16 protein-coding genes and 1 pseudogene are annotated in these 19,870 nt (G+C 71.4%); 3 read left to right on the plus strand and 14 right to left on the minus strand.

Annotated elements, in window-relative coordinates; all coding sequences use genetic code 11:
• Positions 1-88: 88 nt before the first annotated feature.
• From ACFWBN_RS31395 to ACFWBN_RS31440, 10 genes and pseudogenes are all read right to left on the minus strand, one after another.
• On the minus strand, positions 89-487 hold the full coding sequence (locus ACFWBN_RS31395) for a cytidine deaminase (protein WP_385182338.1): 399 nt from the start codon (positions 485-487) through the stop codon (positions 89-91).
• Positions 484-1,749 carry an ABC transporter permease gene (locus tag ACFWBN_RS31400; RefSeq protein ID WP_385182341.1) on the minus strand — a complete coding sequence of 422 codons (1,266 nt, stop codon included), beginning with the start codon at positions 1,747-1,749 and terminating at the stop codon, positions 484-486. The genes ACFWBN_RS31395 and ACFWBN_RS31400 overlap by 4 nt, the downstream gene beginning before the upstream one ends.
• Positions 1,746-2,861 (minus strand): ABC transporter permease, encoded by a 1,116-nt coding sequence (locus ACFWBN_RS31405; protein WP_385182343.1) that lies wholly within the window; start codon positions 2,859-2,861, stop codon positions 1,746-1,748. Before ACFWBN_RS31405 ends, ACFWBN_RS31400 begins: the two co-directional genes overlap by 4 nt.
• The gene (locus ACFWBN_RS31410) at positions 2,858-4,462 is read right to left on the minus strand and encodes an ABC transporter ATP-binding protein (protein ID WP_385182403.1); all 1,605 of its coding nucleotides are present in this window, start codon (positions 4,460-4,462) and stop codon (positions 2,858-2,860) included. The genes ACFWBN_RS31405 and ACFWBN_RS31410 overlap by 4 nt, the downstream gene beginning before the upstream one ends.
• Positions 4,463-4,689: 227 nt before the next feature.
• On the minus strand, positions 4,690-5,745 hold the full coding sequence (locus tag ACFWBN_RS31415) for a BMP family protein (protein ID WP_385182345.1): 1,056 nt from the start codon (positions 5,743-5,745) through the stop codon (positions 4,690-4,692).
• 229 nt (positions 5,746-5,974) lie between these two features.
• A complete protein-coding gene (locus ACFWBN_RS31420) occupies positions 5,975-7,267 on the minus strand; it encodes an amidohydrolase (RefSeq protein ID WP_385182405.1) in 1,293 nt (430 codons plus the stop codon).
• A 137-nt stretch (positions 7,268-7,404) separates the two neighbouring features.
• A complete protein-coding gene (locus ACFWBN_RS31425; protein ID WP_385182348.1) occupies positions 7,405-8,628 on the minus strand; it encodes a hypothetical protein in 1,224 nt (407 codons plus the stop codon).
• Positions 8,629-8,681: 53 nt separating this feature from the next.
• A complete protein-coding gene (locus ACFWBN_RS31430; RefSeq protein ID WP_385182407.1) occupies positions 8,682-9,593 on the minus strand; it encodes an N-acetylneuraminate synthase family protein in 912 nt (303 codons plus the stop codon).
• Between the two features lie 327 nt (positions 9,594-9,920).
• A pseudogene (locus ACFWBN_RS31435) lies at positions 9,921-10,334 on the minus strand (cytidylyltransferase domain-containing protein); the annotation flags it as partial.
• Complete coding sequence (locus ACFWBN_RS31440) at positions 10,331-11,797, minus strand: DUF6716 putative glycosyltransferase (protein WP_385182350.1); 1,467 nt, start codon at positions 11,795-11,797, stop codon at positions 10,331-10,333. The pseudogene ACFWBN_RS31435 and the gene ACFWBN_RS31440, both read right to left, overlap by 4 nt.
• Before the next feature lie 176 nt (positions 11,798-11,973).
• Between ACFWBN_RS31440 and ACFWBN_RS31445 the strand changes: the two genes are divergently transcribed.
• Both ACFWBN_RS31445 and ACFWBN_RS31450 read left to right on the plus strand, forming a co-directional pair.
• Complete coding sequence (locus tag ACFWBN_RS31445; RefSeq protein WP_385182353.1) at positions 11,974-12,999, plus strand: glycosyltransferase family 2 protein; 1,026 nt, start codon at positions 11,974-11,976, stop codon at positions 12,997-12,999.
• Positions 12,999-14,312, plus strand: coding sequence for a polysialyltransferase family glycosyltransferase (locus ACFWBN_RS31450; RefSeq protein ID WP_385182356.1), 1,314 nt, complete (start codon positions 12,999-13,001; stop codon positions 14,310-14,312). Before ACFWBN_RS31445 ends, ACFWBN_RS31450 begins: the two co-directional genes overlap by 1 nt.
• Here the strand turns inward: ACFWBN_RS31450 and leuE are convergent.
• Positions 14,305-14,955, minus strand: coding sequence for a leucine efflux protein LeuE (gene leuE / locus ACFWBN_RS31455; RefSeq protein ID WP_385182358.1), 651 nt, complete (start codon positions 14,953-14,955; stop codon positions 14,305-14,307). The genes ACFWBN_RS31450 and leuE overlap by 8 nt on opposite strands.
• A 45-nt stretch (positions 14,956-15,000) precedes the next feature.
• A complete protein-coding gene (locus ACFWBN_RS31460; RefSeq protein ID WP_385182360.1) occupies positions 15,001-16,581 on the minus strand; it encodes a methylmalonyl-CoA mutase in 1,581 nt (526 codons plus the stop codon).
• A gap of 202 nt (positions 16,582-16,783) precedes the next feature.
• Here ACFWBN_RS31460 and ACFWBN_RS31465 point away from each other — a divergent pair, with 202 nt between their 5' ends.
• Positions 16,784-17,668, plus strand: coding sequence for a peptidoglycan-binding protein (locus tag ACFWBN_RS31465; protein WP_385182363.1), 885 nt, complete (start codon positions 16,784-16,786; stop codon positions 17,666-17,668).
• Positions 17,669-17,962: 294 nt separating this feature from the next.
• On the opposite strand, the gene ACFWBN_RS31470 is transcribed toward ACFWBN_RS31465, so the two are convergent.
• Positions 17,963-18,982, minus strand: a complete 1,020-nt coding sequence (locus ACFWBN_RS31470) for a hypothetical protein (RefSeq protein ID WP_385182366.1) — start codon at positions 18,980-18,982, stop codon at positions 17,963-17,965.
• Positions 18,982-19,701, minus strand: coding sequence for an RNA polymerase sigma factor (locus ACFWBN_RS31475; RefSeq protein WP_385182410.1), 720 nt, complete (start codon positions 19,699-19,701; stop codon positions 18,982-18,984). Before ACFWBN_RS31475 ends, ACFWBN_RS31470 begins: the two co-directional genes overlap by 1 nt.
• Positions 19,702-19,870 lie beyond the last annotated feature (169 nt).

Below are 19,870 nucleotides of genomic sequence, written 5' to 3' on the forward strand. Positions count from 1 at the left end.
GTGGTGCTTCCTTCTACGCGCATAGAGAGAGGGGTTTGCGGAAGTACGACGGCCCTCCGCCCAGGAGGGTGGAGGGCCGTCGGCACGGCTATCTCAAGTGGTCGGGCCCGAAGGCCTGCGGCAGCATCTCCGCCAGCGGAAGGATCCCCTTCGGGGTCTCCACCAGCAGTTCCGGTCCGCCGAATTCGAACAGCAGCTGGCGGCAGCGGCCGCACGGGACGAGGATCTCGCCCCGGCCGTCGACGCAGGTGAAGTGCGTCAGCCGGCCGCCGCCCGTGGCCTGGAGGGAGGAGACCAGCCCGCACTCGGCGCACAGGCTGAGTCCGTAGCTGGCGTTCTCCACGTTGCAGCCGACGACGGTGCGGCCGTCGTCGACGAGCGCGGCGACGCCGACCGGGAAGTGCGAGTACGGGGCGTAGGCCCGGGACATGGCGTCCCGGGCGGCCTCGCGCAGGGCCTCCCAGTCGACGGTGTGCGCCGTCGTCACTTGCCCTGGCCCTTGCGGTACGGCATGCCGTCCGCCTTCGGCATCCGCAGGCGCTGCGCGGACAGCGCGAGCACCAGCAGGGTGGTCACGTACGGGGCGGCGTCCACGAACTGGCTCGGCACCGAGTCGGTGAGCGCGTACCAGAGGAACAGCAGCGCGGCGCAGACCGCCGAGATGCCGGCCTGGAGGTACTTCTTCTTGTACAGCTGCCAGGCGCAGACCAGCACCAGCAGGATCGCGATCAGCAGCAGCATCGCGTGGACGTTCGTGGCGCCACCGCGCAGCTTGAGGCTGTCGATGAAGCCGAACAGGCCCGCGCCCAGCGCCATGCCGCCCGGCATCCAGTTGCCGAAGATCATGGCGGCGAGACCGATGTAGCCGCGGCCGCCGGTCTGGCCCTCCTGGTAGATCGGGCTGGCGACCTCGGACAGGTACACGCCGCCGAGGCCCGCCAGGGCGCCCGAGACGATCACGGCGATGTACTTGTACTTGTAGACGTTGACGCCGAGGGACTCGGCTGCGGTGGGGTTCTCACCGCAGGAGCGCAGCCGCAGACCGAAGGTGGTCCGCCACAGCACCCACCAGGTGCCGGGGATCAGCAGCAGGGCGACGACCGTCAGCAGCGACAGCTCGGTGACCAGGCCGCCGATGACGCCGGCGAGGTCCGAGATGAAGAACCAGTGCTTGCCCTGCAGATCGGACATCCAGTCGGACAGCCCCGGCACGGTGATCTTGTAGATCGGCTCGACCTGCGGCGACTGCTTGGAGGAGCCGCCGGGCGCGTCCGCGAAGGTGAAGTTCGACAGGTACTGGGTGAAGCCCAGCGCCAGGATGTTGATGGCCACACCGGAGACGATGTGGTTGACGTTGAAGGTGACCGTGATGATCGCGTGCAGCAGGCCGCCGACGGCGCCGCCGGCGATGCCGACGAGCACACCGGTCCACGGACCCCACTGGTAGCCCGCCCAGGCACCGAACCAGGTGCCGAGGATCATCATGCCTTCGAGGCCGATGTTGACGACGCCCGCGCGCTCGGCCCACAGGCCGCCGAGACCGGCGAGGCCGATCGGCACCGCGAGCGAGAGGGCGCCGGAGACCTGGCCGACGGAGGTCAGGTCGTTCGCCCCGCTGATCAGGCGGACCACCGAGACGAGCGCGAGGCCGCCCGCGATGATCAGCATGATCCAGGGCAGGGTGAGCTTCTTGCGGCCGCCGGACTTCTTCGGGGCGGCAGCCGTCGCGGAAACAGTGCTGGTGCTCACGCCGCGACCTCCTTGTCGGTCTTGATGGCGTGCCCGGCGGCGAGCTCTTCGCCGACCTTCTGCTGCTGGCGCCGGATGCCGTAGCGGCGGACGAGTTCGTACGAGACGACGACCGCGATCACGATCAGGCCCTTCATGATCGTGCCGATCTCCTTCGCGTACCCGGCCTGGTCGAGCGAGGCCGAGGCCTTGTCGATGAAGGCCATCAGGAAGGCGGCGAAGAGGATGCCGACCGGGCTGTTGCGGCCGAGCAGCGCGATGGTGATGCCGGTGAAGCCGACACCGGTCGGGAAGGCCAGGTTGTACGTGTGGGTCTCGCCCAGCAGCTGCGGCATGCCGGCCAGGCCCGCGACCGCGCCGGAGATGAGCATCGCAGTGATGATCATCTTCTTGGCGTCGACGCCCGAGGCCTGGGCGGCGGACTCGCTGGCGCCGGTGGCGCGCAGGTCGAAGCCGAAGCGGGTGCGGTTGAGCGCGAACCAGTAGACGATGCCGAGGGCGAAGGCCACGAAGGTGAAGCCGTAGATCTCCAGCCCGTCGCCGATGGTCACGGCGGGGAACCAGCCCGACTCGGCGATGTCGCCGGTCGTCAGGTCGTTGGAGCCCTCCAGCTGGACGCCGAGGTTCTTCGTCAGCATCAGCCAGGCGATCAGGCTGGTCGCGATGGCGTTCAGCATGATCGTGGAGACGACCTCGCTCACCCCGCGCTTGGCCTTGAGGACACCGGCGATGCCGGACCAGAAGGCACCGACGAGCATCGCCACGAGGACGATCAGCAGCAGGTGCAGCGGACCGGGCAGGGCCACGGCCGCGCCGACCACGGCGGAGAGCATGGCCGCGAGGCGGTACTGGCCGTCGACGCCGATGTTGAAGAGGTTCATCCGGAAGCCGATGGCCACGGCCAGGGCTGCCAGGTAGTACGTGCCGGCCTGGTTCACGATGAGGACCTGGACGTCCTCGTAGCCGGCGTTCTCCACCATCAGGCGCAGCGGCTCGATCGGGTCGATGCCCGTCGCGGCCAGCACGAGCACGGTCAGCAGGAAGGCGCTGAGGAGCGCGAGCGCGGGCCCGGCGAAGCCGAGGAGCAGCCGGTCCTTGTCGAGTTTCTTCATCGGACCTCGTCCTCCGGGGAGTCGGTACCAGCGTCGGTACCGGCGGCGGAGTGGTTGTCGGTGGCTTCCAGGTGCCCGGAGGCGGCGCCCGTCATGGCGGTGCCGAGCTCTTCGGGGGTCACGGTCGCGGGGTCGGCGTCCGCGACCAGGCGGCCGCGGTAGATCACACGCAGGGTGTCGGACAGGCCGATGAGCTCGTCCAGGTCGGCGGAGATCAGGAGCACGGCCAGGCCCTCGCGGCGGGCCTCGCGGATCGCGTCCCAGATCTGCGCCTGCGCACCGACGTCCACACCGCGGGTGGGGTGGGCGGCGATGAGGAACTTCGGGTTGTGGCTCATCTCGCGGCCGACGATCAGCTTCTGCTGGTTGCCGCCGGAGAGCGAGGCCGCGGTGACCTCGATGCCGGGCGTGCGGACGTCGTACTCGCGCACGATCCGCTCGGTGTCCTTGCGGGCGGCCTTCGGGTCGAGGATGCCGCGCTTGGAGTTGGGCGCCTCGGTGACGTGGCCGAGGATGCGGTTCTCCCACAGCGGGGATTCCAGCAGCAGGCCGTGCCGGTGGCGGTCCTCGGGGATGTAGCCGATGCCGCCCTCGCGGCGCTTGCGCGTCGCGACGGTGGAGATGTCCGCGCCGTCCAGCGCGATGGTGCCGCCGTCGGGGATGCTCATGCCCATGAGGGCCTCGATGAGCTCGGTCTGCCCGTTGCCCTCGACGCCGGCGATGCCGAGCACCTCACCCTTGTGGATGGTGAAGTCGATGCCGGCGAGCACCTCGCGGACCACACCGTCCGGGTCGGTCGCGGCCAGGCGCAGGCCGTCGACCTTGAGCATCGGGGTGGTGGTCACCGTGGACTCGCGGGTCTCGGGCGACGGCAGCTCGGAGCCGACCATCAGCTCGGCGAGCTGCTTGGTGGTGGCGGTCTTCGGGTCGGCGGTGCCGACCGTGGTGCCGCGCCGGATGACGGTGATGTCGTCGGCGACCTTAAGCACCTCGCCCAGCTTGTGCGAGATGAAGATGACGGTCAGGCCCTCGGCCTTGAGCTCGCGCAGGTTGTCGAAGAGCGCGTCCACTTCCTGCGGCACGAGCACGGCGGTCGGCTCGTCGAGGATGAGGATCTTCGCGCCGCGGTAGAGGACCTTGAGGATCTCCACGCGCTGCCGGTCGGCGACACCGAGGTCCTCGACCAGGGCGTCGGGACGTACGCCGAGGCCGTACGCGTCCGAGATCTCCTTGATCTTCTTACGGGCCTTCGCGCCGATGCCGTACAGCTTCTCGCCGCCGAGAACCACGTTCTCCAGGACGGTGAGGTTGTCGGCGAGCATGAAGTGCTGGTGCACCATGCCGATGCCGCGGGCGATGGCGTCGCCGGGGCTGCTGAAGGAGACCTGCTCCCCGTCGATGGCGATGGTGCCCTCGTCCGGCTTCTGCATGCCGTAGAGGATCTTCATCAGGGTCGACTTGCCGGCACCGTTCTCGCCGATCAAGGCGTGGACCGTGCCCTTGCGGACGCTGATCGCGATGTCCTTGTTGGCGACGACGCCGGGGAAACGCTTGGTGATGCCGTGCAGTTCTACGGCGAGAGGGGGGCTGGACGCGTTGATGACGCACTCTCCTTGGCGCGGAAGGAGCGGGAGGCAGGAGGACAGGGCGGGGAGAGAAAGTATCGCGTCCACGATGCTTCTACGCGCGTAGCACTGTCGAAAGTGAAAACCTGTGGCCAACCGGCCACGCGGATCACGGACTCAAGGGCGGACGCGGTCCGGGGCCCGGGAGCGATAGAGACCGCTTCCCGGACCCCGGAGACCACGACTACCTGTCAGAGACGGCCCTACGGGGCGGTCTTGACGTTGATCTTCTTGGCGATGATGTCGGCCTTGGCCTTCTCCACCGCGGCGATGACGTCGGCCATCTTCTTGTACTCGGGGTTGGAGTCGGCCAGGCCGACGCCGTCCTTGTCCAGGCCGTAGCGGATCTCACCGGTCTCCGGCTTGCCGTCCTTGACCGACTTGATCAGGTTGAAGACCGAGTCCTGCACGTCCTTGGTGACCGAGGTCAGGATGTGCTCCTTGTACTTCGCCAGGCCGGCCTGGTTGTACTGGTCGGAGTCGACACCGATGGCCCACTTGCCCTTGGCCGAGGCGGCCTCGATGGCACCCGAGCCGGCGAGACCGGCGGCGGCGTAGACCACGTCGGCGCCCGCGTCGATCTGACCCTGCGCGGCGGCCTTGCCGAGGTCGGGCTTGGCGAAACCGTCGAAGTTCGGCGGCTGGGTCAGGTACTGGGAGAGCACCTTGGCGTTCGGGTTGGTGTCCTTGACGCCCTGGGCGAAGCCCGCCTCGAACTTCTTGATCAGCGGAACCTCGACGCCGCCGATGAAGCCGACCGTGCCGGTCTTGGACACCTTGGCGGCGGCGACGCCGGCCAGGTAGGAGCCCTGCTCCTCGTTGAAGACGAGGTTGGCGATGTTCGGGCCGGTCACCGAGGTGTCGTCGATGATGCCGAAGGTGGTCTTCGGGAACTTCGGCGCGACCTTCTTGATGGCCGGGGCGTAGGCGAAGCCGACGCCGATGACCGGGTTGTTGCCCTTGCGGGCCAGCTCGGTGAGGCGCTGGACCTTGTCGGCCTCGCCCTCGCCGTCCGTGGGCTCCGCCTCGGCGGTCTTGATCTTCAGGTCGTTCTTGGCCTGCTCGAGACCCGCGAACGCGGCGTCGTTGAACGACTGGTCGCCGCGGCCACCGATGTCGTACGCGATGGCGGCGCTGGCTTCGCCCGCCGAGGGGGAAGATCCGGTGTCCGACGACTTCTTACCGCCACAGGCGGTGGCCGAGAGGGCCAGCGCCGCGGACGCGATGCCCACGGTGGCGATCCTGGTGATCCGGCGCAAGGGGAGGCTCCTTCAAAACCTGACCGAAGCGCCACGACCGGCGCTGGTTTCGCCGCGATCGTAACGCGCGTAGATGTCAGTTAAAGGCCCGTTCATGAGTCGTTATCGGATCGTCGTGAACCGGACAGTGACCGATCGGTAACACGACTGGTGTCCAGCCCTTGTGTACCAAGGGCTGGACACCTGCGCCGGGAGGCGCGCAGATGTTGTACGGACCTTGCCCCGGGCTTTACCTCACATGGCCGGTGCGGCGGCCGTCCAGCAGGGCCGCGGCCGTGAAGAACTCCACTCCGACGGCGATCGCGGACTCGTCCACGTCGAAGTCGCCCCGGTGCAGGTCCCGCTTGGCCGTGTCACCGGGGATGCGGACCCCCAGGCGGGCCATGGCGCCCGGGACATGCTCCAGGTACCAGGAGAAGTCCTCCCCGCCCAGGCTCTGCTCGGTGTCCTCGATCGACTCGGCGCCGCAGCGGACCGTCATCGACTCGCGGAGCAGTTCGGTGATCACCGGGTCGTTGACCACCGGCGGCACTCCGCGGACGTGGTTGATCTCGAACTTGGCCCCGTGCATGGTCGCGACCTCGTCGATCGCCGCGTGGATCATGTCGGGGGCCTCGTGCCAGGCGTTCAGGTCCAGGCACCGAACGGTTCCGGACAGCTCCGCGTGCATCGGGATGACGTTGCAGGCGTGTCCGGCCTCGATCCGGCCCCAGGTGACCGACATGCCCGACCGGGCGTCCATCCGCCGCGTCAGCAGGGCCGGGACGTCCACGGCCACCCGCGCGGCGGCCGTCACCAGGTCGGTGGTCAGGTGCGGCCGCGCGGTGTGCCCGCCGGAGCCGGAGAGGCTGACCTCCAGCCGGTCGCAGGCCGAGGTGATGGGGCCGGGCCGCAGCCCGATCCGGCCCGCGTCGACCCGGGGGTCGCAGTGCACGGCGATCATCTTCCCCACTCCGTCCAGGACCCCGGACTCGATGGCGTCGGTCGCCCCGCCCGGGAGCACCTCCTCGGCGGGCTGGAACAGCAGCCGCACCGGCCGGGGCAGCAGGCCCTGGCGGTCGAGCTCGGCGAGGACCAGGCCGGCGCCGAGGACGACGGCGGTGTGCACGTCGTGGCCGCAGGCGTGGGCGCGGTCCGGGAAGGTCGAGCGGTACGAGACGTGCGTCTTGGCGTCCGGAATGGGCAGGGCGTCGATGTCCGCGCGCAGGGCCAGCATCGGCCGTACGCCCGCCCGTCGCCCACCACCACCCTCAAACGAGCTGCGCGCCCCCTCTGATTCCCACGTGCCCACGTCACAGATCAGACCCGTGCCGGACTTCAGCACCCGTGGTCGGAGGCCGGCTTTCTCGAGCCGGGCCTTGATCGCGGCCGTGGTGCGGAATTCCTGGTGTCCGAGCTCCGGGTGCATGTGCAAGTCCCGGCGGAAGGCGATCAGTTCGGCACGCAGGTGGTCCGGAAGTTTGCCGGGCAGCTCGGGCCGCTCGGACACGGCGGGCTGGGCGGTCTGGGACTCGCGGGACATCAACTGGTTCACCCGTTGAAGGGTAGGCGCACGGACGGGTCAACTGGCCGGGGATCACGAAAAGTTCATGCCGTTAGGGGAAAGAAACCCGGCCTCTGGACGCATGACCGGGCAGACCGGGGGGTAAACTCGCGCGCTCATCCGGCCGCAGGAGCCGCCTGGGCTGCGAGTCTGTGCACATCGCGGGCCGTGTCGGTGACCCCGGCGAGGAAGCTGCGGGCGCGCGGGGACGCGGACCCGGTGAGCCAGTCGGGGTCGATATCGCATACGGCGACGGTCACACCGGTACCGGCCAGGGCGTACGGCAGCGTGTGGACGACCGTGGACGGAAAGCTGACGATCGTACGTCCGACGGGTCCGCGCCGCGCGATCAGCTCCAGCGGCAGGTCCGGCCGTACGATCTCCAGCCCGGTCGCCTCGCTGAGCGCGCGCAGCTTCTCCGGCGACTCCCGGCGGTGCGCGAAGTAGCGGGTGGCGCCGTGCTCCACGGTCAGGGCGCGCACCGCGTCCAGATAGCGGGCCGGGTCCACCACCCCGGTCTCCACGAGCGAGGTACCGACGAGGTCGGTGCCCTTGGTGAGCCGGGGCGGGCCGAAGCGGGCGCGGGTCCAGGCGAAGTCGTTGACCCGGAGGGTCATGCCGGGCAGCGGGACGACGGGCATGGAGGTGAAGACCTCCACGCTGCGGCCCTCACCGGGGGTCAGTTGCCGCCGGGCCCGCCCGGAGACCGGGGCGTACACGAGCTCGCGCACCCGGGAGAGGGCCCCGCCGCCGGTGCGGTGCCAGCGGCGCAGCCGCTCCCCGCGGCCCAGCTGCGCCATGAACTCCATGGTCGCGGTGCCGTCGTCCACGACCACCAGCTCGGCGGCCCGGGCCGGGAAGAGCAGCAGCTGCACGAAGCGGGAGAAGGGGTCGCCCACCACGATCCGCCCGGCCTTGCGGACGTCCCCGGCGAGGGCGGCGAGCGCCCTGAGCGGAGCCCCCGAGCCGCCGCGGGCCTCCTGCCACTGGACGGCGCACCCCTCGTCGCGGGCGATCGCGGCGATCCGGCGCAGCTGTCCCCTGGACATGGGGTCGGTGGGCGGCAGGACCACGATCCGCAGCCACTCGGCCGCGCCGGCCCGGCGGTGGTCGAGGTCGGGGCCGGCCCCGTCCGCGCCTGCGTCGGGATCCGGGTCGGACGCGGGCCCGGCAGCGGGGTCGGCCACGGCGTCCTGCGCGACCGCGCGGCGGGCCTGGCGCGGGACGCCGTCCAGCCGCGGGCCTCGGGGCCCGGCACTTTCCGCGTGTGCCCACTCCAGCACGTTCAGGAGTTGGACCGGACTCTCGACGAACGCCAGCGTGGGGCCGGAAGGGGGCACGGCGTACTCCTCATATCGGGGGCGGACCGCTCATCTCGGGGCAAGACCGCGGGTCAGACCGCGGCGAGCTCGCCCTGGACGCGGCGGAGCTTCTTCATGGGGCCGAGCTCGGAGTCGTAGACGCGCTTGATGCCGTCGCCGAGGGCGGTCTCGATGGTGCGGATGTCGCGGACCAGGCGGGTGAGGCCGCCGGGCTCGACGGAGGCGGCCTGGTCGGAGCCCCACATCGCGCGGTCGAGGGTGATGTGCCGCTCGACGAAGGCGGCGCCGAGGGCGACGGCGGCGAGGGTGGTCTGCAGGCCCGTCTCGTGGCCGGAGTAGCCGATCGGGACGTTGGGGTACTCCTCCTGCAGGGTGTTGATCACCCGCAGGTTGAGCTCCTCGGCCTTGGCCGGGTAGGTCGAAGTGGCGTGGCAGAGAAGGATGTTGTCGCTGCCGAGCACCTCCACCGCGTGGCGGATCTGCTTCGGGGTGGACATGCCGGTGGACAGGACGACGGTGCGGCCGGTGGCGCGCAGGGCGCGCAGCAGCTCGTCGTCGGTGAGCGACGCGGAGGCGACCTTGTGGGCGGGGAGGTCGAACTTCTCCAGGAAGGCGACGGCCTCGGTGTCCCACGGGGAGGCGAACCAGTCGATGCCGCGCTTGGTGCAGTGCTCGTCGATGGCGCGGTACTCGGCCTCGCCGAACTCGACCTTGTGGCGGTAGTCGATGTAGGTCATGCGGCCCCAGGGGGTGTCGCGCTCGATGTCCCACTGGTCGCGCGGGGTGCAGATCTCGGGGGTCCGCTTCTGGAACTTCACGGCGTCGCAGCCGGCTTCGGCGGCGGCGTCGATGAGGGCGAAGGCATTGCCGAGGTCGCCGTTGTGGTTGATGCCGATCTCGCCGACGACGTAGACCGGGTGACCGGGGCCGGCGATGCGCGAACCGAAGGGGCGCAGGCGGGAGTTGGGGGTGACGGCGGTCATGGCAGGTGACGTCCTTCGTTCGGTACGCGGGGCGTGGTGCGGTGGGGCGAACAGCGGGGCGAGCAGGCGGGCCCGCTCCAGGTCGTGCGGGTCGTCGATCTCCAGGACCCGCGCGGGGTCGGTGGCGACGGGGAGGGTGCGGCCGAAGAACCGGTGCCGGGCGGCCCGGAAGCCGGTGGTGTCCATGGCGTAGGCGGCGCCGGTCTCCAGCAGGTCCTGGGGGCGGTCCTGGCGGCGGGGCCGGACGGCCTTGTCGTGGTTGACGCCGGCGCCCTCCCCGTCGTGGTCCCGCCACAGGAATCCGTGGAAGGGGGCGACGGTGAGGGCCGAGTCGGCCGCGCCGGATGCGACGGCGGCGGCGACCGACTCGACGTCCGAGGGGGTGAGGAAGGGGCTGGTGCACTGGACGAGGAGGACCACGTCCACGGTGAGGGAGTGCAGCTCCTCGAAGGCGTCGAGGGCGTGCAGGAGGGCGGCTTCGCTGCTCGCCGTGTCTCCGGAGATGGCGGCGGGGCGGGAGATCACATCGGCTCCGGCGGCGCGGGCCGCGCCGGCGATGTCCGCGGAGTCGGTGGAGACCACCACGTCGGTGACGGTCGGCGCGGCGAGGCAGGCCCGGACGGCCCGGGCCACGAGCGGGACCCCGGCCACCTCGGCGAGGTTCTTCCCCGGAACCCCCTTGGAGCCGCCGCGCGCCGGGATCACGGCGAGCACGCGGGGCGTTCCGCGGCGGGCGCTCACAGCTCCCCCATCCGGCGGATCACGGGGGCCACGCGCTGCACGCCGTGCCGGTACGCCCCCCGGGCGGCGTCGCGAAGGTGGGCGCGGAGCAGGCGGCGCAGCCGGGACTCACGCGCCGTCGGGCGGGCAGCGCTGGGCAGCGGTGTCCCGTCGGGGGCGAGGTGGTGCCGGGCGAGGATCCCGGGCAGGTACCCGGGGGCGGTGGTGAGCGTGTAGTACGGGGCGGGAGAGGGTAGTTGGGGCCGTCCCACCAGCTCGGCGACCCGCGCCCGCGCGGCGGTGTAGGCGTCCGCGCCCGCGGCAGCGGGACCCGGCGGGGCCGCGTGCGGCGTAGCCGACCCAGCCGTAGCCGACCCAGGCGCAGCCGACCCAGGCGCAGCCGACCCAGGCGCAGCCGGCGCGGCGACCGCCGGCTCAGCCGAGCCCGCCACGTGCGCAGCATGCCCGGCAGCCGCCCCGGCAGGGCGGACTCCTTGGGCGGCGAGCCACTCCGCATCCCCCTGCGGGAGCAGACCCGCGTCGAGCTGGTCCCACGAGGCCAGGCAGCCCGAGCCGAGGAAGTGGTGGTTGCCGAGGGCTTCGCGGATGCCGAGGTCGGTGAGGACGGCCGTCGGGATGGAGCGGTGCAGGGACTCCAGGGCGGCGGTGGAGGAGACGGTGACCAGCAGGTCGGTGCCGTCCAGCACCTCGCCCATGTTCCCGTACACGAGGCGGCAGTTGGGCGGCAGCCCGCCGGGGATCTTGGCGGCGAGCCGCTGGTAGGGCTGCTCCTCCAGGTGCGTGGTGTGCTCCCCGGGCCGGCTGCGCAGTTTGATCAGCACCTCCCGCTCGGGGTGCAGCCGCGCGTGCCGGGCCGCCCGCTCCAGCAGGTAGGCGCGGTCGGCACGGCCGTCGGGCACCGAGGGCTGGACGGCGAAGACCACCGTGTGGGCCCGGCTCCCGGCCGGCTCGTACGGCGCACCGCCGAGGAAGGGCAGCGCGGTCTCGGTGACGGCGTCCGCGTCCGCCCCGACCCCCTCGTAGACGGCTCGGAACCGCTCCGCGTCGTGGCGGGAGTTGGCGAGGACGAGGTCGGCTCCGTGCCGCAGCAGCAGCCCGTCGGCGAGCTTCTCGTATACGACGCCCACGTAGCCGGTGACGAGGACGGGCCGGGCCGCCGGCGCGGGCCACAGGGCGCGGGCCCCGTGCAGGACGGCCTGGACGGCCCCGCCGACGAGGGCGAGGACGACGACGTCGTATTCCTCCTGCCCGAGTTCGGTGAGGAACTCCGCGCAGGTCACCTCGGTCAGCCGGTCGGCCTGGACCCCCACCTCGCCGAGCTGGCGCGCGGTGGGGGTGGCTCTGCCGCGCAGCAGGTATCCGGTGAGCTGGTGGTCGGGCACGAGACGGCGGGCGGTGAGTGCGCCCCATTTCCATCGCGTATCGGAATCGGCGAGTACGGCGACGCGTTTGCGTTCTGGCACGCGGCAGAAGCTATTCCGCAAATTCGGTGATCGGCCCAACGAATGCACAACAGAGGGTTAACAACCCGTCTACGTCATGCGAATCTGTCTGGGTTAATGCGCCCGCCCCGCGCCGTTCATGTGGAATCCTCATCCGGGCCACAGTGAATGCCAAGCGGCGTCCTAATGTCGTGCGGGTGCCCAAGCTCTCTGTTGTCGTGCCGTTCTACAACGTGCAGACATACGCACCGGATGCCCTGAAGAGTCTCGAACTCAACGCCCGGGATGATTTCGAGTTCCTGCTCGTCGACGACTGCGCGACGGACGGGACGCCCGGCCTGTTGGAGCGGGCGGCGCGCGAGCTGCCCGGGGCGGTGCTCCTCAGACACGAGCGGAACGGCGGCCTGGCCACCGCGCGGAACACCGGTCTGGACGCGGCCCGCGGCGAGTACCTCGCCTTCCTCGACGGGGACGACTGGCTGGCCCCCGGCCACCTGGCCCGCACGCTGGCCGCCATAGAGGCCCTGAGATGCGACTTCGTCCGCACCGACCACGTGCAGTGCACCGGCAGGGCGCGGAGCGTGCGCCGCGTCCCGTACGGTCCGCAGTCGGTCGTGGCCGACCCGCGCTCCGCGATCCTGCCCGCCGACCGGGCCACTTCGGTGGACTACCCGTACGCGTGGGCCGGCATGTACCACCGGCGGCTGCTGGACCGCGGGCTGCTGCACTTCACCGACGGTCTGCGGACGGCGGAGGACCGGCCGTGGATCTGGCGGCTGCACCGTGAGGCGGAGTCCTTCGCCGCGGTCGGATTGCCCGGAATCTTCTACCGGCGCGGGGTTTCCACCTCGCTGACGCAAATCGGTGACGAACGGCAGCTCGATTTCATCCGCGCATTTGATCAAGTACTGTCGGAGGTCCTCATCGACCGGGAATCCGACCTGCTGCTCCCGAAAGCCGTCCGAACATATTGCGCGATTATCGCGCACCATTTCGGTTCCATCGAGAGGTTCGAACCGGCTGTGGCCAAAAAACTCCGTTCGATGAGCACGGACGCACTCGCGCGCATGCCCCAGGACGTGCTGGACCGGGTCCTGGACTCGATGGACGTGGAACGCTCCACCCTGCTGCGCCGCGTGCGCGCCGGCGGCCGCCTCACCGGCCTGGCCGGCCTCAGGGGCCGCGTCGGCCGCACCGCCTCCCCCTCGGGGGCGACCGCCTGATGCCCACGCAGATCTTCCTGGCCTCCACCCTCTACGGCGCGGCCACCCTCGCCGCCGGCATCGACGCCGGCTCCTTCCCGCCCGCCGACCGCCGCATCCTGCTGACCAGCAACCACTCGGTCACCGCCGAGGTCAGCCCCGGCGTGGCGGACATGCCGGGCTTCGCCACCCTGCGCACCCGCTTCGACGAGGTGCTCGACTGGAACCGGACCATCGCCCCGCAGCACCCGAGCACATGGGCCCCGCGCACGGAGGACGTCCCCCTGTGGGAACGGCAGCTGCGCACCCTGTGGGGCCTCGGCGAGGACCGCGTCGAGCTGATCGTCGAGTCCCTCCAGGTGCCGCCCGCCCAGACCCTGTGCCGGCTCTTCCCGGGAGCCGCGGTCGACGTCTACGCGGACGGGCTGATGAGCTACGGGCCCACCCGCTTCCGCCTCGACCCGCAGCTCGGGATGCGGGTCCGGCGGGTGCTCCACCTGGACCTCGTACCGGGACTGGAGCCGCTGCTGCTGACCGAGTTCGGGGTACGGGCCGAGCTGGTGCCGACCGAGCCGTTCCTGAAGGTCCTGGCGGAGCTGCCCGCGCACGACCCCGACCTGGACGGCATCGGCGCGTCCCCCGCGCTGCTCCTGGGCCAGTACCTCTCGGCGCTCGACCTCATGACCCCGGACGAGGAGGAGGAGCTCCACGTCTCGATGGTCCGGGGCGCGCACGCGCTGGGCCACACCGAGCTGGTCTTCAAACCGCACCCCAGCGCCCCCGTCGCCTACTCGCGCCGCGCGGAGGCGGAGGCCGAGCGGCTCGGCGCCCGCATGACCGTGATCGGCACTCCGGTCCTGGCCGAGGCCCTCTACCAGCGGCTGCAGCCGGCGCTGGTCGTCGGCTGCTTCTCCACCGGCCTGCTGACCGCCGCCACGCTGTACGGGCTCCCGGTGGCCCGGACCGGTACCGACACCATACTGGCCCGCCTGACCCCGTACCCGAACAGCAACCGGATCCCGCTGACGCTGGTGGACGCCCTGGTCCCGGACCTGGCGGATGCCGGGGCGGAGCCCCGCGAGTCGCCCGCCGACCTCACCGGACTGGTCACCGCCGTCGGGTTCACCATGCAGCCCAACATCCTCACCGCGCGCCGGCCGGCCGCCGAGGACTACCTGGCCCGGCACCTGACCGACCGCACCTGGCGCTACTTCACCCGCCGCCGGCTGACCTCCCTCGGCCTGCCCGGCGGCATCCCCGCCCAGCTGTCGTTCCTGCCGCGGAGCCGGGCGGTGCGGCGCGTGGCCCGGCGGCTGCGCCGCGTCCTCAGCTGACGGCGAGCTTGGCCGCGAAACCGAGGAACAGCACGCCCGCCGCCGAGGTCGCGCCGGCCGACAGCCGCTTGCGCCGGCGGAAGGCGGCGGACAGGCGGGTGCCGCCGAAGATCAGCAGCGTCAGGTACAGGAAGCTGCCGGTCTGCAGCAGCCCGCCCAGGACCAGGAACGACAGGGCCGGGTAGGCGTAGGACGGGTCCACGAACTGCACGAAGAAGGACATCAGGAAGAGGATGGCCTTCGGGTTGAGGAGGCTGATCAGCAGCGCCCGCCGGTAGGGCCGCTCGCTCTCGCCCGGATCGGCGGGGGCGGCGGCCGGCGCCTCCCCGCGCTCGCGGCGCGTGCGCCACAGCGCCCAGGCGCCCCGCATCATCCCCACGGCCAGCCATGCCAGGTACCCGGCTCCGAGCACCTTCACCACGGTGAACACCAGCGGGCTCGCCTGGAGCAGCGCCCCGGCGCCCACCGCGGTCAGCAGCATGAGGACGGCGTCGCCGGTGAACACCCCGGCGGCGGCCTTGTAGCCGGTGCGCACCCCGCGCCGTGCGGCTACGGAGAGCACGTACAGCGAGTTCGGACCCGGCAGAAGAATGATCAGTACGAGGCCGGCGAGGTACGTCGGCAGATCGGTGACACCCAGCATGTGCAGGAGTGTCCCATGAGGACGCACCTGACAGTCCAATGGGTTTCACCATGTGGAATCCGTCGGCTCGTACGTCCCCCACACCTCCCGCAGCGCCCCGCACACCTCCCCCACCGTGGCCCGGGCCCGCAGTGCCTCCTTCATCGGAGGGAGCACGTTCTCCGTCCCCGCCGCCGCCTCGCGCAGCGCCCCGAGCGCGGTCTCCACCGCCGCCCCGTCCCGCTCCGCCCGCAGCCGGGCGAGGGCCTCGCACTGGCGCGCCTCGATCGCCGGGTCCACGCGCAGCGGCTCGTACGGCTCCTCCCGCTCCAGCGCGAAGCGGTTGACGCCGACGACCACCCGCTCCCCCCTCTCGGTCTCCTGCGCGATGCGATAGGCGTTCCGCTCGATCTCCCCCTTCTGGAAGCCGTTCTCGATCGCGGACACCGCCCCGCCCTGGTCCTCCACCCGCCGCATCAGGTCGAGGGCGGCCGCCTCCAGCTCGTCCGTCATCCGCTCCACGGCGTACGAGCCGGCGAAGGGGTCCACGGTGTGCGGCACGTCCGTCTCGTACGCGAGCACCTGCTGGGTGCGCAGCGCGAGGCGGGCGGACTTCTCCGTCGGCAGCGCGATGGCCTCGTCGAAGGAGTTGGTGTGCAGCGACTGCGTGCCGCCGAGCACGGCGGCCAGTGCCTGCACGGCCACCCGTACGAGATTCAGCTCGGGCTGCTGCGCCGTCAGCTGGACCCCGGCCGTCTGGGTGTGGAAGCGCAGCATCAGCGATTTCGGGTCCCGCGCCCCGAACTCCTCCCGCATGACCCGGGCCCAGATCCGGCGGGCCGCCCGGAACTTCGCGACCTCCTCCAGCAGGGTGGTGCGGGCCACGAAGAAGAAGGAGAGCCGGGGTGCGAACTCGTCGACCGCCATCCCGGCCGCCAGCGCCGTACGGACGTACGCGATGCCGTCGGCGAGCGTGAAGGCCACCTCCTGCGCGGGCGAGGCCCCCGCTTCGGCCATGTGGTAGCCGGAGATGGAGATGGTGTTCCACTTGGGGATCTCGGCCCGGCAGTAGCGGAAGGTGTCGGCCGTCAGCCGCAGCGAGGGCCCGGGCGGGAAGATGTACGTCCCGCGCGCGATGTACTCCTTCAGCACGTCGTTCTGGACGGTGCCCGTCAGCTGCGCGCCCGAGATGCCCTGTTCCTCCGCGACCAGTTGGTAGAGCAGCAGGAGCAGCGCGGCCGGCGCGTTGATGGTCATCGAGGTGGAGACCCGGTCGAGGGGGATCCCGTCGAACAGGATCCGCATGTCGTCGAGGGAGTCGATGGCGACCCCGACCTTGCCGACCTCGCCGCGCGCGAGCGGGGCGTCGGAGTCGTGCCCCATCTGGGTCGGCAGGTCGAAGGCCACGGACAGCCCGGTCCCGCCGCCCGCGATGAGCTGCCGGTACCGGGCGTTGGACTCGGCGGCCGTGCCGAAGCCGGCGTACTGCCGCATGGTCCACGGCCGTCCGGTGTACATGCTCGGGTAGATGCCCCGGGTGTACGGGAATGCCCCCGGCTGCCCCAGTTCGACCTCCGGGTCCCATCCCGTCAGATCGCCGGGCCCGTAGACGGGTTCGATCGGGTTTCCGCTCTCGGTGCGTGCCATGTGACGAACCTTCCGTAGAGCGACCGGGCCCGGGGCTGATACAACTCCCCCGGCGAACGCCGGGAGTGCCCCGGTCGCTCATCGCTTCGTAAGGCCGCGGACGGGCCCTGGTCACAATGGCGCAACATCCCGGGACGGAGTGCAACTCTCCACGCGCGCGAGGCATCACCTAGATACACGACGTAGAAATCGGGGGACTGCAATGCACCGCCAGAGAGTCATAATCCGCGCGCTCGGGGTGGCCACCGCCGTCGCGCTCGCCGCGACCGCCTGCGGACCGCAGAAGGCCGAGTCCACGGGCTCCGCTTCCTCGGCTCCGTCCTCGCCCGCGGCGGGGGCCACACCCGAAGCATCGCCGTCCACGGACAACAAGCCGGCCGAGGCCTCGCCGTCGACCTCGGCCTCGCCCTCCGCCTCCGCCTCGGCGTCCCCGTCCGCCTCGTCCTCGCCCGCCGTGAAGCAGATCATGGCCAACGGCGACGACAGCGATCAGGTGCGCGAGCTCCAGGCACGCCTGCGGCAGCTCAAGCTGATGTCGGTCGCACCGACCGGTTTCTACGGCACGAAGACCACCGCGGCGGTCAAGTCCTTCCAGTCGAAGAACGGCCTGAACCCGACCGGTTCGGTCGACGAGGCCACCTGGAAGAAGATCCAGAGCGACACGAAGAAGCCCACCGCCGACGAGTTGAACCCGCCGACGGTCAACGAGCCGGACGCGCCGGACCCGCGCTGCATGGAGGGCCGGGTCATGTGCATCAGCAAGGAGAGCCGCACCCTCGCCTGGATGATCGACGGCAAGGTCCTCTCCACGATGGACGTGCGCTTCGGCTCGGAGAACACCCCGACCCGCGAGGGCGTGTTCAACGTGGGCTGGAAGGCCAAGGACTGGACGTCGACGATCTACCACACGCCGATGCCGTACGCGATGTTCTTCAGCGGCGGCCAGGCGGTGCACTACTCGGCCGACTTCGCGGCCCGCGGCTACAACGGCGCCTCGCACGGCTGCGTGAACGTCCGGGACAAGGGGAAGCTGTCCGCCCTCTTCGACCAGGTCCAGGTCGGCGACAAGGTCGTCGTCTACTGGTGAGGCCGGGGGCCGGCCGCCCTCGGGCGGGCCGGTCAGAAGTAAAGGGCGCGGGCAGGGCCGGGGGAACGTGCCCCGCCCGCGCCGGTTGCGCAGAGCCCAGAGGTACGGGGGGAACCCCGGCTCATGCGCGGCCGATGACCAGTCGGCTCGTTACGTACTGCGTCACCGGTTCGAAAAGTGTTACAGGCGGGTCGGCATATGCGTCAGGTCATGTGCCGGATCGGGTCCCGGCCCGGGTCCCGGCGGCGGATCCACGGCAGATCCACGGCGGATCGTCAGCGGATCGGCAGCCGGTCAGCGGCCGGTCGTCGGGCTTCCCGAGAGGGCCGGCGCCAGGGTCGGGGCCTTGAGCACGCCGTCCACCGGGGCTTCGGCACGCCGGCTGCCGTCGGTGACCCCGTCGAGCAGCGCCTCGCAGTAGAACGGGATCCGCGCGAGACCGTTTGCGAAGGCCGAGAGCCGCTTGCGCCGGTCGTCGTTGAGGTGGCCGGCCCGGTAGTCCTTGCAGAGGTCCACGGCCCTGCGGTGGTTCTCGCGGTCCCGGTCGCGGTCCTTGTCGCCGCTTCCGGTTCCGCCTCCGCTGCCGAAGCCCTGCCGGTCCCCGTCCTTGCCGCCCTGGGCGTCCTTGCCCGAGCCGCCGGTCGCGCCGGCGCCCGGCGAGGCGCCGGAGCCCGCGGCGGTTCCACCGTCCGTCGTCGACAGTTCCCCGCTGCCGCCCGGCGTCCGCCCCGTGCCCGCGGACGCCGACGCCCCGGGGTCGTGGGGCAGCGGATCGGGCCGGAGCTGCGGGCCGAGCGTGGGCGACTCGCCGGCGGCGCCCTGCGTCGGGCTGCCGTCCGCGCTGACGGACATGGCCGGGCCGGGGCCCGCGGTGGTGCGCCGGGGCTGGTCCAGCAGTCCGGCCCCGGCCGCGGCGGCCAGTCCGCCGACCGCGATGCTCGCCAGGGCCGCCGCCAGGCCGAAGCGCACGGGCCGGCCGCGCCGGGGTACGGAGACCGCGGTGCTGCCGATGACGGTGCGGCCGAGGTCGACCAGGGGTTCGCCGGAGCCCGGAGCCGGGGAGCCGGCCGCTGCCGGACCGGCCGCGCCGCGCGCCGCGCGGAAGGCGGCCAGCGCCGCGGCCTCGCCGGGCAGTTCCGCGCCGGCCGGCGCGGGGGCGCGCAGTGCGTCGAGGGAGTCGAGGGCGGCGCGCAGCCGGGCCGCTTCGTTGCGGCCTCGGGTTTCGGCGGCCGGCCCCACAGGTTCCACCGGTTCTCCGCGCAGCAGTCGTTCCGCCGCGGCTGCGTCCAGCCACCTGTCGCGCTCGTCGGCCATCACATGTCCTTCTGCGTCCGCCAACGTGAATGCGTCACACCGGTTTGTTCTACGAGGCCCCCGCCATGGCCGCGCTGTGCGGGTACGGCGTCGAGATCCCTCCCGCCCCCGCCGTCCCGTGCCTGGCCACCGGCATTATGGCCGACCCGGCCCTCCAGATCCGAGTCCGGATCGTCGCCGAGCAGCTCCGCCAGCTTCTTGAGGCCCCGGTGCGCGGCGGTGCGTACGGCTCCGGGCCGCTTGCCGAGGGTCTCGGCGGCGCTCTTGGCGTCCAGTCCGACCACGACCCGTAGAACGACCGCTTCCGCCTGATCCTGCGGAAGCTGCGCGATGAGCGCCATGGTCATTCCGGTGGAGAGGGCCTCCATCGCCGCGCCCGCGGTGTCGCACTCGGCGGCCCAGCCCGTGAGTTCCGTCTCATCGCCGCCGATGGCGGGCCGGCGGCCGCGCATCCGGATGTGATCCAGGGCGCGATTGCGGGCAATACGGGCGGCCCAGCCGCGGAAGCGGTCGGCGTCGCCGGTGAAGGAATCGAGGTCGCGGGCGATCTGCAGCCAGGCCTCGGAGGTCACGTCCTCCGCCTCGCCGTCCCCGACGAGCGTGCGTACGTATCCGAGCAGGCGCGGGTGCACGGCGCGGTACACAGCACGGAACGCGTTCTCGTCGCCGTCCTGTGCCGCGAGCACCGCGGCGGTCAGCTCCGCGTCGTCCCCCAGCAAAGTCCCCAACCCGTTCACTGTCCTGTACGTGTGGCGCAAATCAGCACGTTACGGCTTTCAAGCACCTCTCGTCCACGAGTTGTACAACGAGCAACCAATCCTGCGCGGAGCGAGGTGTGACACAAAACGCACTCAGGGCGCTGACAGGGGTACGGGCTTGTCGCACGAG

The sequence above is a fragment of the Streptomyces sp. NPDC059989 genome (genome assembly GCF_042736975.1).
GTDB lineage: Bacteria > Actinomycetota > Actinomycetes > Streptomycetales > Streptomycetaceae > Streptomyces.